The organism is Streptomyces himastatinicus ATCC 53653 (assembly GCF_000158915.1).
In the GTDB taxonomy this organism is placed as follows: Bacteria; Actinomycetota; Actinomycetes; order Streptomycetales; family Streptomycetaceae; genus Streptomyces; species Streptomyces himastatinicus.
Window position 1 is genome coordinate 6,841,831 of record NZ_GG657754.1, and the last position, 16,619, is coordinate 6,858,449.

Sequence of the window (16,619 nt, forward strand, 5' to 3'; positions counted from 1 at the left end):
AACTCTTCGACTTCATCGACAAGAGGTTCGGCAACGGCTGAACGCGAACGGCACCCACTCCCGCACCCCCGACGATCCAGAGCACTTGCGAATAGGTGAAGGTCCATGGCGACTGCCAACGAAGCCAAGCTCCGCGAATATCTGAAGAAGGTCACCACCGATCTCACCGCCGCCCACCGGCGTCTCCAGGAGGTCGACGAACAGGCCCATGAGCCGATCGCGATCGTGGGCATGAGCTGCCGCTTCCCCGGCGGTGTCGACACCCCCGAGGAGCTGTGGCAGCTCATGGCCTCCGGTGGCGAGGCGCAGACGGCGTTCCCCGCCGACCGGGGCTGGGACCTCCAGAACCTGTTCGACGCGGACCCGGACACCCCGGACACCACGTACACCCGCGAGGGCGGATTCCTCGGCGACGCCACCCGGTTCGACGCGGCGTTCTTCGGGATCTCGCCGCGTGAGGCGATGGCGATGGACCCGCAGCAGCGGCTGCTGCTGGAGACGTCGTGGGAGGCGTTCGAGCGGGCGGGCATCGACCCGGCCGCGCTGCGCGGCAGCCGTACCGGTGTGTTCGCGGGCATGAACGCCTCCGACTATCTGACGGTGGCGCTCGACGCGGACGACGACTTCGGCGGACACCTGGGCACGGGCAACGCCAGCAGCGTCGTCTCCGGCCGCCTCTCGTATGCCTTCGGCCTGGAGGGCCCGGCCGTCACCGTGGACACGGCCTGCTCCGCGTCCCTGGTGGCGCTGCACCTGGCGGTGCAGTCGCTGCGGCTGGACGAGTGCTCGCTCGCGCTGGCGAGCGGTGTGCATGTGATGTCCACGCCGGGTCTTTTCATCGAGTTCAGCCGTCAGCGCGGGCTGTCCAAGGACGGCCGCTGCAAGGCGTTCTCGGCCGACGCCGACGGCTTCGGCCCGGCCGAGGGCGTGGGCGTCCTGCTGCTGGAGCGGCTGTCGGACGCGCGGAAGAACGGCCACCAGGTGCTCGCGGTCGTCCGCGGCTCGGCGGTCAACCAGGACGGTGCGTCCAACGGCCTCACCGCGCCCAACGGCCCGTCCCAGCGGCGCGTCATCCAGCAGGCACTGGCCAACGCGCGGCTGTCCGGCGCCGACGTGGACGTGGTCGAGGCGCACGGCACGGGTACGTCGCTGGGCGACCCGATCGAGGCGCAGGCGCTGCTCGCCACCTACGGCGCGGACCGGCCCGAGGAACTGCCGCTGCTGCTGGGGTCGGTGAAGTCCAACATCGGCCACACCCAGGGCGCCGCGGGTATCGCGGGCGTGATGAAGATGGTGCTGGCCATGCGGCACGGTGTGGTGCCCGAGTCGCTGCACATCGCCGAACCGTCCCCGCACATCGACTGGTCCTCGGGCGCGGTCTCGCTGGTCAGGTCGGCCACGCAGTGGCCCGAGACGGGCCGTCCGCGCCGCGCGGGCATCTCCTCGTTCGGCTTCAGCGGCACCAACGCGCACACCATCATCGAGCAGGCGCCCGCCGAGGAGCGGGAGCCGGTCGAGCTGGTGGCGAAGCAGCCCGGCGTGGTGCCGTGGGTGGTGTCCGGCAAGAGCGAGGCGGCGCTGCGCGCCCAGGCCCGGCGGCTGCTGGACCGCCTCCACGACGAACCCGCGCTGCGCCCGGTGGACATGGGCCTGTCGCTGGCGACGACCCGCGCCGCGCTGGACGTACGCGGTGTCGTCCAGGGCCGGGACCGCGACGAACTGATGGCCGGGCTGACGGCGCTGGCCGACGGCGGCATGGCGGCGGGCGTCGAGCGGGGTTCCGTCGTCGCAGGTCAGACGGCGTTCGTCTTCCCGGGGCAGGGGTCCCAGTGGGTGCGGATGGGCGTGGGTCTCATGGACGCCTCGCCGGTGTTCGCCGCCCGTATCGATGAGTGCGCCGCCGCGCTCGCCGAGTTCACCGACTGGTCGCTGGTCGATGTGCTGCGCGGGGTGGACGGGGCGCCGTCGCTGGACCGGGTGGACGTGGTCCAGCCGGTGCTGTTCGCCGTGATGGTGTCCCTGGCGGAGCTGTGGCGCACACTCGGCGTCGAACCGGCCGCCGTGGTCGGCCACTCGCAGGGCGAGATCGCCGCCGCGTGCGTGGCGGGCGTTCTGTCGCTGAAGGACGCGGCGCGCGTGGTGGCGTTGCGCAGTCAGGCGATCGGCCGGGTGCTGGCGGGCAAGGGCGGCATGGTGTCGCTGGCGCTGCCGGTGTCCGAGGTACGGGAGCGGATCGCCGCGTGGGGCGAGGAGCGCATCTCGGTGGCGGCCGTCAACGGCCCGTCGGCCGTGGTGGTGTCGGGCGAACCGGCGGCGCTGGACGAACTGCTGGCCTCGTGCGAGGCGGACGAGGTGCGGGCGCGCCGGGTGCCGGTGGACTACGCCTCGCACTCCGCGCAGGTGGAGTTGCTGCGCGACGAACTCCTCACGCTGCTGGCCCCCGTACAGCCCAGGACCGCGCGGGTGCCGTTCCTGTCGACGGTGACGGGGGAGTGGGTCGAGGGTCCGGAGCTGGGCGCCGAGTACTGGTTCACCAACCTCCGTCGCACGGTCGAGTTGGAGAACGCCGTCCGCCGTCTGCTGGACGAGGGCTTCGGCGTGTTCATCGAGTCCAGCGCCCATCCGGTGCTGACGATGGGTGTGCAGGACACCGCCGAGGACGCCGGTGTGGACGCCGCCGCGATCGGTTCGCTGCGCCGCGACGAAGGCGGTCTCGACCGCTTCTGGGCGTCGGTCGGCGAGGCGTGGTCGCGCGGCGTCGCCGTGGACTGGCACGCGGTGTTCGACGGTACGGGAGCCCGCCGTATCGAACTGCCCACGTACGCCTTCCAGCAGCAGCGCTACTGGCCGGAGGCCGGGCCGGGGCGCGCGGCGGGGGAGACCCGGCACGATGCCGTGGAGGCCAAGTTCTGGGCGGCGGTGGAGGCCGAGGACTGGCAGGCCCTGGCCGCCGAGCTGACCGTCGACGGCGACCAGCCGATGAGCGCCGTCCTGCCCGCCCTCGCGTCGTGGCGCAAGCAGGCCCGCGAGCAGTCCACCGTGGACGGCTGGCGCTACCGCGTGACGTGGCGGCCGCTCGCCGAGGCGCGGTCCGCGCGCCCGGGCGGCAGCTGGCTCGTCGTCGCGGCCAGCACCGACGACGCGTGGACGGCCGCCGTGACCGGCGCGCTGACCGGGCGCGGTGCCGCCGTCCAGCAGATCGTGGTGAAGCCCGGCACCGATGGCCGCGAGCAGCTCGCCGAGTGGGTGCGTACCGCGCTCGCGGAGGCCGATGGTGAGTTCACCGGAGTGCTGTCGCTGCTCGCCCCGGCCGGGGAAGGCGGTGACGCGGGGAACGCTGGCCTGCCCGCCGGAGCCGCCGCCCAGCTCGCCCTGATCCAGGCGCTCGGTGACGCCGGGGTCGGCGCCCCGCTGTGGTGCCTGACGCAGGGCGCCGTCTCCACTGGCGGCGACGACCGGCCGGAATGCCCCGAACAGGCCCTCGTCTGGGGCCTGGGCCGGGTGGCCGCGCTGGAGCACCTGGAGCGCTGGGGCGGTCTGGTCGACCTGCCCCGGGCGCCCGACGAGCAGGCGCTGTCCCGGCTCATGGGGGTCCTCGCCGCCGAGCACGACGAGGACCAGGTGGCGATCCGTGAGGCGGGCGTCTTCGGGCCCCGGCTGGTGCGCGCCCCGCTCGCCGACACGCCCCCCGTACGCTCCTGGAAGCCCTCCGGCACCACACTGGTCACCGGCGGTACGGGACGCCTCGGCGCGGAGGTCGCCCGCTGGCTGGCCCGCAACGGCGCCGAACACCTGGTGCTGGCGAGCCGCCGGGGCGCGGACGCGCCCGGCGCGGTGGAGCTGGAGGCCGAACTGACCGGGCTCGGCGCCAAGGTCACCCTCGCCGCCTGCGATGTGACCGACCGCGCCGCGCTCGCCGACACCCTCGCCGCCATCCCGGCCGACCAGCCGCTGACGGCCGTCATGCACACCGCCGCGGTCATCGAGGACGGGGTGATCGAGGGGCTGACCCCGGATCAGGCCGAGCGCGTACTGCGGCTCAAGGTGGACGCCACGCGCCATCTGCACGAGCTGACGCGGGAGCTGGACCTGACCGCATTCGTGCTGTTCTCGCACTTCTCCGCCACGTTCGGCGCACCAGGGCAGGGCAACCAGGCGCCCGGTAACGCGTTCCTGCACAGCTTCGCCGAGCAGCGCCGCGCGGACGGGCTGCCCGCCACCACCGTGTCCTGGGGCCCGTGGGGCGACGGCGGCACGGTCGACGGCGCCACCGGCGACCGGATGCGCCGCCACGGCATCAACGAGATGGCGCCGCTGCCCGCCACCGCCGCGCTCCAGCACGCCCTGGACCGGGACGAGACGGCGCTCACCGTCATCGCCATGGACTGGCGCCGCTTCACCCTCGCCTTCACCGCCGACCGGCCGCGGCCGCTGCTGGACGAACTGTCCGAGGCGCGCGAGGTCGTGGCGGAGATGCGGGCCGACGCGGCCGACGAGGCCGCCGCCGGGGAGGCGCTGGCCGGTCAGCTCGCGGCGCTGCCGGAGACCGAGCGGGAGCGGGTGCTGCTGGAACTGGTCCGCGGCGCGGTCGCCGCCGTGCTGGGGCACTCCGGGGCCGAGGCGATCGAGGCGGGCCGGGCGTTCAAGGACCTGGGCTTCGACTCGCTCACCGCGGTCGAACTCCGCAACCGGCTGGGCGCGGCCAGCGGACTCAAGCTGCCGCCGACCCTCATCTTCGACCACCCGACCCCGGCCGCCGTGGCGGCCCATATGCGGGCCGAGATCGCGCCCGACGCGGCGGCCACCGGCGCCCCGGTGCTCGAAGAACTCGACAAGCTCGAGACGGTGCTCGCCGACAGCGCACCCGACAACATCACCCGGGCGCGCATCACCATGCGCCTCCAGTCGCTGCTGGCGAAGTGGAACGAGTCGGACGACACGGCGGCCCCGGCCGAGCCCGCGGCGGCCCCGTCCGAGGCCCTCGCCCAGGGCGCGGCCGACGCCGATCAGCTCCAGTCGGCCAGCGACGAAGAGCTGTTCGCATTCATCAACAAGGGTCTGGGAAGGGCATGACGAGAATTCTGCTATTGACGTCGTTCTCGATGTCGGACAGGATTTTCCTCACCCTTGAATAGAGTTCTCCAATACCGGCTGCCCCCTATCGGGTTCCCTGGGTCACCAGGGGGTCATAGGGGGCAGCTAGGGGTTGTCGGGAGGGTTAACCCGCACATAGCCTCTCGTGGAGAAGTCGACTAATTGGTTGTTGGTTACCGGCTCCCCTGTGAGGATCTGTGGAGCATTTCCGATGCCGTCTGCCGTAAATGGATTGCGTAAATGGCGAATGAAGAGACGCTGCGGGACTACCTCAAGCTGGTAACGGCGGATCTGCATCAGACTCGCCTCCGCCTGCAAGAGGCCGAGGCGAAGAACCACGACCCCATCGCCATCGTGGGGATCGGCTGCCGTTATCCCGGAGGCGTCCGGTCGCCCGAGGACCTGTGGCGCATCGTCAGCGAAGGCGTCGACGCGGTCAGCGACTTCCCGGTCGACCGCGGGTGGAATGTCGACAGGATGTACCACCCGGACCCGGACCACCCCGGCACCAGTTATGTGCACGAGGGCGGATTCGTCGACGGAATCGCCGACTTCGACCCGTCGCTGTTCGGCATCAGCCCCCGTGAAGCGCTCGGCATGGACCCCCAGCAGCGGCTGCTGCTGGAAACCTCCTGGGAAGCCTTCGAGCGGGCCGGAATCGACCCGCTTTCGGCGCGCGGCAAGCAGGTCGGCGTCTTCGTCGGCACCAGCAATCACGACTATCTCGGGGCGATCCTCAGCTCCAACGAGAACTTCGAGGGCTACTTCGGTACGGGCAACGCCGCGAGCGTCGCCTCCGGCCGCCTCTCGTACACCTTCGGCTTCGAGGGCCCGGCGGTCACCGTCGACACCGCCTGCTCTTCGTCGCTGGTGGCGCTCCACCTCGCCGTCCAGGCGCTGCGCCAGGGCGAATGCTCGCTCGCCCTGGCCGGCGGCGCGACCCTGATGTGCGCGCCCGGCGTCTTCGTCGACTACAGCAAGATGCGCGGGCTGGCCCTCGACGGCCGCTCCAAGCCCTTCGCCCCGGAAGCCGACGGCTTCTGCCTCGGCGAGGGGGTCGGCATTCTGCTGGTCGAGCGGCTGTCGGACGCCCAGCGCAAGGGCCACCCGGTGCTCGCCGTGGTCCGGGGCTCCGCCGTCAACCAGGACGGTGCCAGCAACGGCCTCACCTCCCCCAACGGCCCCTCGCAGCAGCGCGTCATCCTCCAGGCGCTCGCCAATGCCCGGCTCTCCCCGGACCAGGTCGACGCCGTCGAGGCACACGGCACCGGCACCGCCCTGGGCGACCCGATCGAGGCGCAGGCGCTGCTTGCCACGTACGGCCAGGACCGGCCCGTGGGCAAGCCGCTGCTGATCGGCTCCATCAAGTCCAACATCGGCCACGCCCAGGCGGGCGCCGGTGTCGGCGGCGTCATCAAGATGGTCATGGCCATGCGCCACGGGGCGCTGCCCAAGACCCTCCACCTCACCGAGCCCACCCCGCACGTCGACTGGACCGCCGGGGACGTCGAACTGCTCACCGCCACCCGCGAGTGGGCGCACGACCCGGAGAGCGCCGAGCCGCGCCGCGCGGGTGTGTCGTCGTTCGGCATGAGCGGCACCAATGTGCACACCATCCTGGAGGAGGCCCCCGCCCCGGCCGCTCCCAAGGACCTGGTGGCCGAGCCCGTGGCGGCCCGGGAGACGCTGACACCGGTCGCGCTGTCCGGCAAGAGCCAGGACGCGCTGCGCGCCCAGGCCGCCCAGCTCCACGCGCACCTCACCGCCCGCCCCGGCCACCGCCCCGCCGACATCGGCTACTCGCAGGCCGTCACCCGCGCCGCCCTCGACCGCCGCGCCGTGGTCGCCGCGGCCGACCGGGACGAACTGCTCGCGGGCCTCGCGGCGCTCGCCGAGGGCCGCCACCACCCCGAGGTCACCGAGGGCCTGGCCGTCGAGGGCAACGTCGCGTTCCTCTTCACCGGCCAGGGCAGCCAGCGGCTCGGCATGGGCCGCGAACTGTACGAGACCCACCCGGTGTTCGCCGAGGCGCTGGACGCGGTCTGCGCCCAGCTCGACCGCTTCCTCGACCGGCCGCTGAAGGACGTGCTGTTCGGCGACGACGCCGCGGCGCTCGACCGGACCGGCTACACCCAGCCCGCGCTGTTCGCGGTCGAGGTGGCGCTGTTCCGCCTGGTCGAGTCGTGGGGTCTGAAGCCCGACTTCCTCTCCGGCCACTCCATCGGCGAGATCGCCGCCGCCCACGTGGCCGGGGTGCTGTCCCTCACCCACGCGTCCGCCCTGGTGGCCGCGCGCAGCCAGCTGATGCAGCAACTCCCCGGCGGCGGCGCGATGATCGCCGTGCAGGCGTCCGAGGACGAGGTGACGCCGCTCCTGACCGAGCGTGTCTCGATCGCCGCTGTGAACGGCCCGACGTCGGTGGTCATCGCGGGCGACGAGGACGCGGCTGCCGCCATCGCCGCGTCGTTCGAGGCGCAGGGCCGCAAGACCAAGCGGCTCACGGTCAGCCACGCGTTCCACTCCCCGCACATGGACGCGATGCTGGACAACTTCCGCCAGGTCGCCCATCGCCTCACCTACGAGGCCCCGCAGATCCCCATCGTCTCCAACCTCACCGGCGACCTGGTGAGCGCCGACGAGATCACCACCCCCGAGTTCTGGGTCCGCCACGTCCGCGAGGCCGTCCGCTTCCTCGACGGCGTGCGCCGCCTCGAGGACCTCGGCGTGACCACCTTCGTCGAACTGGGCCCCGACGGGGTGCTCTCGGCGATGGCGCAGGAGTGCGTGACCGAGGCGAAGACCAGGACGTTCGCGTTCCTGCCCGCCCTGCGCCCCGGCCGCAACGAGTCCCGCACCGCCCACCAGGCGCTCGCCCACGCCCACGTCCGCGGCGTCCCGGTCGACTGGAACACGTACTACGCGGGCACCGGCGCCCGCCGCGTCGAGCTGCCCACCTACGCCTTCCAGCGGCAGCGCTACTGGCCCGCCAACCCGTTCTCGTACGGGGAGGAGTCCGCCGCCGAGACGAGCGCACCGGCCGTCGCCGACGCCCGGTTCTGGGAGGTCGTCCACAGCGAGGACCTGGCCGCCCTGGTCGACACCCTCGGGCTCGACGGCGACCAGCCGCTCAGCGAGGTGCTGCCCGCGCTGTCCGCGTGGCGCCACCGCAACCACGTCGACACCACCGTCAACGGCTCGCGCTACCGCACCACCTGGAAGCCGCTGCCGTCGTTCCAGGCCACACCGCTCACCGGTACCTGGCTCGTCGCCACCCCCGCCGGACACGACGAACACCCCTGGGTCGCCGGGCCGCTGCGGGCCCTGGCCGAACGCGGCATACGCGTCCACCAGATCACCGTCGACGGCACCACCGACGACCGCGCCACGGTCGCCGAACACCTCCGCGCCGCCGAGCAGGACGCGCGCGTCGACGGCGTGCTGTCCCTCCTCGGCCTCGACGAGCGCCCCCACGCCGCGCACCCCGCGCTCACCGCCGGACTCGCGGGCACCCTCGCCCTCGTCCAGGCCCTCGGCGACGCCGGTACGGACGCGCCCCTGTGGTCCGCCACCCGGGGCGCCGTCTCCGTCAGCCGCTCCGACCGGCTCACCAGCGCCGCCCAGGCCCAGATCTGGGGCCTGGGCCGCACCGTCGCCCTCGAACAGCCCGACCGCTGGGCCGGGTCGATCGACCTCCCCGAGACCGCCGACGACCGCGCCCTCGCCCGGCTCGCCGACATCCTCGCCGGACCCGCCGCCCTCCGCGACGAGGACCACCTCGCGATCCGCCCCCAGGGCGTCCACGCCCGCAGGCTGGCCCGCGCACCGCACCACGAGACCACCGGCGACGGCTGGTCCACCCACGGCACCGCACTGATCACCGGCGGCACCGGCGCCCTCGGCGCCCACGTCGCCCGCTGGCTGGTCGCCCACGGCACCCGGCACGTGCTGCTCGCCGGACGCCGCGGCCCCGACGCCCCCGGCGCGAACGACCTGGCCAACGAACTCACCGCCCAGGGTGCCGAGGTCACCATCGCCGCCTGCGACGTCGCCGACCGCGACGCCCTCGCCGCGCTCCTCGCGACCGTACCGGCGGAACACCCGCTGACCACCGTCGTCCACGCCGCCGGTGTGCTGGACGACGGCGTACTCGACGCGCAGACCCCGCAGCGCATGGCCGACGTGCTGCGCGCCAAGGCCGACGCCGCACGCCACCTGGACGAGCTGACCCGCGGACACGACCTGTCCGCCTTCGTGCTGTTCTCCTCCATGGCCGCCACCTTCGGCGCCGCCGGCCAGGCCAACTACGTGGCCGCCAACGCCTACCTCGACGCGCTCGCCGAACAGCGCCGCGCCGAGGGCCTGCCCGCCACCTCCCTCGCCTGGGGCGCCTGGGCCGAGGGCGGCATGGCCACCGACGAACTCGTCGCCGAACGCCTCCGGCAGTCCGGGCTCCCCGCCCTCGACCCGGAAGCCGCCACCACCGCCCTGGGCGCCGCGCTCGACCTGGGCGAGACCTTCTCCCTCGTCGTGGACATCGACTGGGACCGCTTCGCGCCCGGCCTCACCGCCAACCGCCCGAACCCGCTGATCGCCGACCTCCCCGACGCCCGGCGCGCCCTCGACGCGGCCCGCGCCGCCGCCCAGGCCACCCCCGGCGCCACGCAAGGCGACCCGTCGTCGCTGGCGCGGGAGCTGGCCGGTGCCGCGACCGACGAGGAACGCGACCAGCTCACCCTGGACTTCGTCCGCACCCAGGTGGCCGTCGTCCTCGGCCACCCCGGGCCGGACTCGGTGGAACCCAGCCGCGCCTTCCGGGACCTCGGCTTCGACTCGCTCACCGCGGTCGAGATCCGCAACCTGCTCGGCACGCTCACCGGGCTGCGGCTGCCCGCCACCATCATCTTCGACTACCCGACCCCGATCGCCCTCGCCGACCACCTCCAGGCCGAACTCATCGGCTCGCGCCCGGCCGTCACCGGTGCGTCGTCCGTGGGCGTGGCCGTCGACGACGACCCGATCGCGATCGTCGGCATGAGCTGCCGCTTCCCGGGCGGTGTCCGCACCCCCGAGGAGCTGTGGCGGCTGCTGTCCTCCGGACAGGACGCGGTGACGGACTTCCCGGCCGACCGCGGCTGGGACATCGAGTCGCTGTACGACCCGGAGTCCGCCTCCGAGCACACCAGCTATGTGCGCGAGGGTGGATTCCTCGCGGACGCCGCCGAGTTCGACCCCGTCTTCTTCGGGATCTCGCCGCGCGAGGCCATGGCGATGGATCCGCAGCAGCGGTTGCTGCTGGAGACGTCGTGGGAGGCGTTCGAGCGGGCGGGCATCGACCCGACGACGCTGCGCGGTCAGCAGGTCGGCGTCTTCGCCGGTACGAACGGCCAGGACTACCTGCCCGTGATCCTGTCCGCCCCCGATGGGTCGGAAGGCTTCATGGGGACGGGCAACGCGGCCAGTGTGATGTCCGGCCGCGTGTCGTACGCGCTGGGGCTCGAGGGCCCGGCGGTGACGGTCGACACGGCGTGCTCCTCGTCGCTCGTCGCGCTGCACTGGGCGATTCAGGCGTTGCGGGCGGGGGAGTGCTCCCTCGCCCTGGCCGGTGGTGTGACGGTGATGTCGACGCCGGGTTCGTTCGTGGACTTCAGCCGTCAGCGGGGGCTTGCGGCGGATGGTCGTATCAAGGCTTTCGCGGCCGGTGCGGATGGCACCGGTTGGGGCGAGGGCGTGGGCATGCTGCTCGTGGAGCGGCTGTCCGAGGCCCGGCGCAACGGCCACCCCGTGCTCGCCGTCGTCCGTGGCTCGGCCATCAACCAGGACGGTGCGAGCAATGGTCTGACGGCGCCGAACGGCCCGTCGCAGCAGCGCGTCATCCGGCAGGCGCTCGCTGGTGCGGGGCTGTCCGCCGCCGAGGTGGACGCGGTCGAGGCGCACGGTACGGGCACCCGGCTGGGCGACCCGATCGAGGCACAGGCGCTGCTCGCCACGTACGGCCAGGACCGCGAGGCCGACGTGCCCCTGTGGCTGGGCTCCATCAAGTCCAACTTCGGCCACACGCAGGCCGCCGCGGGTGTCGCGGGCGTGATGAAGATGGTGCTGGCGTTGCAGCACGGGGTGCTGCCGCAGACCCTCAACGTCGACGAGCCGACGCCCGAGGTCGACTGGTCGGCGGGCGCGGTCGCGCTGCTGACGGAGGCGCGGGAGTGGCCGGAGACCGGCCGTCCGCGCCGGGCCGCGGTGTCCTCGTTCGGCATCAGCGGCACCAACGCGCACACCATCATCGAGCAGGCCCCGGCCCTCGATGAGGAAGCCGGGACGGTCTCCCGGACCGGCGGCCCCGCCGCCTGGGTGCTGTCGGCCAAGACCCCCGAAGCGCTGCGCGACCAGGCCGCGCAGCTGCGCGCCCACCTGGACTTCCGCCCCGAGCTGGACGGTCGCGACGTGGCGTTCACGCTCGCCACGCGCCGTACGGCGTTCGAGGAGCGGGCCGCGCTGGTCGCCGACGACCGCGCCGGGCTGCTGACCGCTCTGGACGCGCTGTCAGCGGGCGAGCCCGCCCCGGGCCTGGTCAAGGGGTCGGTGGCCGGTGGCAAGGTGGCGTTCCTGTTCACGGGCCAGGGCAGCCAGCGGCTCGGCATGGGGCGCGAGCTGTACGAGGCGTACCCGGTGTTCGCGGACGCGCTGGACGAGGGGTGCGCGCACCTGGACGCGCATCTGGAACGGCCGTTGCGGGATGTGCTGTTCGGGGACGACTCCGCCGCGCTGGACCAGACGGCGTTCACTCAGCCCGCCCTCTTCGCCATCGAGGTGGCGCTGTTCCGGCTGGTCGAGGCATGGGGTCTGAAGGCGGACTTCCTGTCCGGCCACTCCATCGGCGAGATCGCCGCCGCGCATGTGGCGGGTGTGCTGTCGCTGGCGGACGCCGCCGCGTTGGTGGCGGCGCGTGGCCGTCTGATGCAGGAGCTTCCGGCTGGTGGGGCGATGATCGCGGTGCAGGCGTCCGAGGACGAGGTGCTGCCGCTGCTCACCGAGCGCGTGAGCATCGCCGCTCTCAACGGGCCGACGTCGGTCGTGATCGCGGGCGACGAGGACGCGGCTGCCGAGATTGCGGCGGGCTTCGAGGAGCAGGGTCGTAAGACCAAGCGCCTCACCGTGAGCCACGCCTTCCACTCGCCCCGTATGGACGGGATGCTGGAGGCGTTCCGCGAGGTCGCGCAGGGGCTTTCGTACGAGGCTCCGAGCATCCCGATCGTCTCCAACCTCACCGGGGACGTCGTCTCCGCCGAGGAGATCACCACCCCGGACTTCTGGGTCCGCCACGTCCGCGAGGCCGTCCGCTTCCTCGACGGCGTACGCACTCTCGAAGCGCAGGGCGTGACGACGTACGTCGAGCTGGGCCCGGACGGTGTGCTCACCGCCATGGCTCAGGAGTGCGTGACCGGCGAGGAGGCGGCCTTCGCCTCCGTCTGCCGCAAGGACCGCCCCGAGGCCGAGGCGCTGTTGTCGGCCCTCGCGCGGGCGCACGTCCGTGGCGTGGCGGTGGACTGGGCGGCGTTCTACGCCGGTACGGGCGCCGCGCAGGTCGAGTTGCCCACGTACGCCTTCCAGCGGCAGCGCTACTGGCCGAAGGCGTCGTCGCTGTTCCTCGGCGATGTGGCCGCGGTGGGCCTGGGCGAGGCCGAACACCCGCTGCTCGGCGCGAGCGCCGAACTGCCGGACTCGGACGGGACGCTGTTCACCGGCCGACTGGCGTTGTCCACCCACCCCTGGCTCGCGGGCCACACGATCCTGGACAGCGTGCTGCTGCCGGGCACCGCGTTCGTGGAGCTGGCGATCCGCGCCGGTGACCAGGTCGGCTGCGACTACCTCGAAGAACTGACCCTCGAAGCGCCGCTGGTTCTGCCCGCGCAGGGCGGCGTACAGCTGCGGCTCTCCGTGGCCGCCGCGGACGAGTTGGGCCGCCGCCCGCTCACGCTGCACTCGCGCCTGGAGAGCCTGCCCGCCGGTGAGCCGTGGACCCGGCACGCGACCGGTGTCCTGGCGTCGGGCGGTCGCCCGGAGGCGATGTTCGAGCTGGGCGCCTGGCCGCCCGCCGACGCCATCGAGATCGACCTCGACGGCCGCTATGAGGGCCTGCGGGACATCGGTTTCGCGTACGGCCCGGAGTTCCGGGGCCTGCGCAGGGCGTGGCAGCGCAACGGCGAGGTGTTCGCCGAGGTGGCACTCCCCGAGGACGCCGCCGAGGACGCCGCCGCGTTTGTTCTGCACCCGGCGCTGCTGGACTCCGCCCTGCACGCCATCGGGCTCGACGGCCTGGGCAACACGGGCGGCGAGGGGCGGCTGCCGTTCGTCTGGACCGGGGTGTCGCTGTACGCGAGCGGTGCGTCGGCGCTGCGCGTCCACCTGGTGCCCGCGGGCAACGACGGGGTGCGGCTGGAGATCGCCGACACCACCGGCGCGCCGGTCGGGGCCGTCGAGACGCTGGGGCTGCGCCCGGTTTCGGCCGAGCAGCTCCAGAGCGCGCGTACGGCGTACCACGAGTCGCTGTTCCGCCTGGAGTGGACGGCGTCCGGGCCCGTGGCCCTGACGGACACCCCGGCCGAGGGCCGCTGGGCCGTGCTGGGCACGGACACGCCGGGGCTCGGCGGCACGGCGTACGCGGACCTCGCGGCGCTGGCCGAGGCGGTCGCCTCGGGTACGGCTCCGTCGCCCGAGTACGTCGTCGTGGCGCCGTCCACGGAAGCCCACGACGGTGACGTGGCCGGGGGCGCGCACCGGGCCGCCGCCGATGCGCTTGCCACCGTCCAGCAGTGGCTGGGCGAGGAGCGGTTCGGGGACGCCCCGCTGGTGGTCGTGACCCGTGGCGCGGTGGCCGCCGGCGCCGGTGAGCCGGTGGCGGATCCGGCCGGTGCGGCCGTCTGGGGTCTGCTGCGCTCGGCGCAGTCGGAGAACCCGGGCCGTTTCGTCCTGGTGGATGTGGACGGAAGCCACGAGTCGGCGCAGGCGCTGCCCGCCGCCGTCGCGTCGGGCGAGCCGCAGCTCGCGATCCGCGCGGGTGTGGTGTCGACGCCACGGCTGTCGCGGGTGCCCGTGGAGCCGGAGGCGGACGACGCCCGTGGTCTGGACCCCGAGGGCACGGTGCTGGTGACCGGTGCGTCCGGTTCGCTGGGCGGACTGGTGGCGCGCCACCTGGTGGCGGAGCGTGGCGTACGGCAGCTGCTGCTGGTGAGCCGTCGCGGCTACCAGGCGCCGGGTGCCGCCGAACTCGGCGCCGAGCTGGCCGCGTTGGGCGCCAAGGTGCGCTGGGCTGCCTGCGATGTGGCGGACCGGGACGCGGTCGCCGCGACCCTCGCCACCGTCCCCGCCGAGCATCCGCTGACCGCCGTGGTGCACACGGCCGGTGTGCTGGACGACGGTGTGATCGGCTCGCTGACGCCCGAGCGCATCGACCACGTCATGCGCCCGAAGGTGGACGCGGCGTGGAATCTGCACCAGCTGACGGCGGACCTCGACCTCGCGGCCTTCGTCCTGTTCTCGTCCTCCTCCGGTGTGTTCGGCGGTCCGGGACAGGGCAACTACGCCGCCTCCAACGCCTTCCTCGACGCGCTCGCGCAGCACCGCGCCGCCCTGGGGCTCCCCGCCGCGGCGCTGGCGTGGGGCCTGTGGGCCGGTGCCGGTATGGGCGACACCCTGGACGAGGCCGACATCAACCGCATGCGGCGGGGCCGGACTTCCGCCGCTGCCGGTCGCGGACGGCCTCGCGCTGCTCGACACCGCGCTGACCGTGGACGCGGCGTCGCTGGTGCCGATGCGGGTGGACCTCGCGGCGCTGCGCAACCAGCCCGCCATCTCGCCCCTCTTCCGTGGCCTGGTGCGCACCCCCGCGCGGCGCGCGGTGGACGCGGTCGCGGCCGGTGGCGACGCCGGGTTGGCCGGTCGGCTGGCCGGGCTGAGCGTGGCGGAGCAGGAGCGGCTGCTGCTGGACCTGGTGCGGGCGCAGGTGGCGACCGTGCTGGGCTACGCGGGTGCGGACACCATTGGTTCCGGGCGGGCGTTCAAGGATCTGGGCTTCGACTCGCTGACGGCCGTGGAGCTGCGTAATCAGCTCAATGCCGTGACCGGGCTGCGGCTGCCCGCGACCCTCATCTTCGACTACCCGGACCCGCAGGTGCTGGCCCGCCATCTGCGGACCGAGCTGGTGGGCGAGGAGCAGCAGGCAGCGGTGCACACGCCGGTGCCGGTGTCGGCCGCCACCGACGACGATCCGATCGTCATCGTGGCGATGAGCTGCCGTTACCCCGGCGGGGTCACCACGCCCGAAGAGCTGTGGCAGATGCTCGCGGCGGGCGAGGACGGCATCACCCGCTTCCCGGACAACCGCGGCTGGGACCTCGACGCCCTGTACGACCCGGACCCGGAGACCCCGGGCACCTCGTACGCCCGCGACGGCGGTTTCCTGCACGACGCGGCCGAGTTCGACCCGGCGTTCTTCGGGATCTCGCCCCGCGAGGCCCTCGCCATGGACCCGCAGCAGCGGCTGCTGCTGGAGACCACCTGGGAGGCGTTCGAGCGCGCGGGCATCGACCCGTCGTCCGTACGCGGCAGCAAGACCGGTGTGTTCGCGGGCGTCATGTACCACGACTACGGATCCCGGCTGCACTCCGTGCCCGACGGGGTCGAGGGCTACCTCGGCACCGGCAGCTCCAGCAGCGTGGTGTCCGGCCGCGTCGCGTACACCTTCGGCCTGGAGGGCCCGGCCGTCACGGTCGACACGGCATGCTCGTCGTCGCTGGTGGCGCTGCACCTGGCCGCGCAGGCGCTGCGCAACGGCGAATGCTCGCTCGCGCTGGCCGGTGGTGTCACGGTGATGTTCACCCCGGGTACGTTCATCGACTTCAGCCGTCAGCGCGGACTGGCCCGCGACGGCCGCTGCAAGTCGTTCGCGTCGGCCGCCGACGGCACTGGCTGGGGCGAGGGCGCGGGCATGCTGCTGCTGGAGCGGCTGTCGGACGCCCGGAAGAACGGCCACGAGGTGCTGGCGGTCGTACGCGGAAGCGCCGTCAACCAGGACGGTGCGTCGAACGGTCTGACGGCGCCCAACGGCCCGTCGCAGCAGCGCGTCATCCGGCAGGCCCTCGCCAACGCCCGCCTGGCCACCGGCGAGGTCGACGTGGTCGAGGCGCACGGCACGGGGACGACGCTGGGCGACCCGATCGAGGCGCAGGCGCTGCTCGCCACGTACGGCCGGGAGCGGGACGCGGAGCAGCCGCTGTGGCTCGGCTCCGTCAAGTCCAACCTGGGCCACACCCAGGCCGCCTCCGGTGTCGCCGGCGTCATCAAGATGGTGCTGTCGATGCGCCACGGTGTGCTGCCGCGCACCCTGCACGTGGACGAGCCCTCACCGCACGTCGACTGGGAAGCGGGCGCGGTCTCGCTGCTCACCGAACAGCGGACGTGGCCGGAGACCGGCCGTCCGCGCCGCGCCGCGGTGTCGTCGTTCGGCATCAGCGGCACCAACGCGCACG

The 16,619-nt window shown here is 73.3% G+C and carries 1 protein-coding gene and 2 pseudogenes; all 3 read left to right on the forward strand.

What is annotated here, in order from left to right; translation table 11 throughout:
• Positions 1-114: 114 nt before the first annotated feature.
• Positions 115-5,073, forward strand: a pseudogene (locus SSOG_RS29050) (type I polyketide synthase); the annotation flags it as partial.
• Between the two features lie 261 nt (positions 5,074-5,334).
• The gene (locus SSOG_RS56450; protein WP_009717833.1) at positions 5,335-15,195 is read left to right on the forward strand and encodes a type I polyketide synthase; all 9,861 of its coding nucleotides are present in this window, start codon (positions 5,335-5,337) and stop codon (positions 15,193-15,195) included.
• Positions 15,104-16,600 (forward strand): annotated as a pseudogene (locus SSOG_RS56455) (type I polyketide synthase); the annotation flags it as partial. The gene SSOG_RS56450 and the pseudogene SSOG_RS56455, both read left to right, overlap by 92 nt.
• Positions 16,601-16,619 lie beyond the last annotated feature (19 nt).

Bases quoted from the DNA above. Each gene is read 5' to 3' on its own strand.
- SSOG_RS56450 (WP_009717833.1), top strand. From the start codon at position 5,335: ATGGCGAATGAAGAGACGCTGCGGGACTACCTCAAGCTGGTAACGGCG.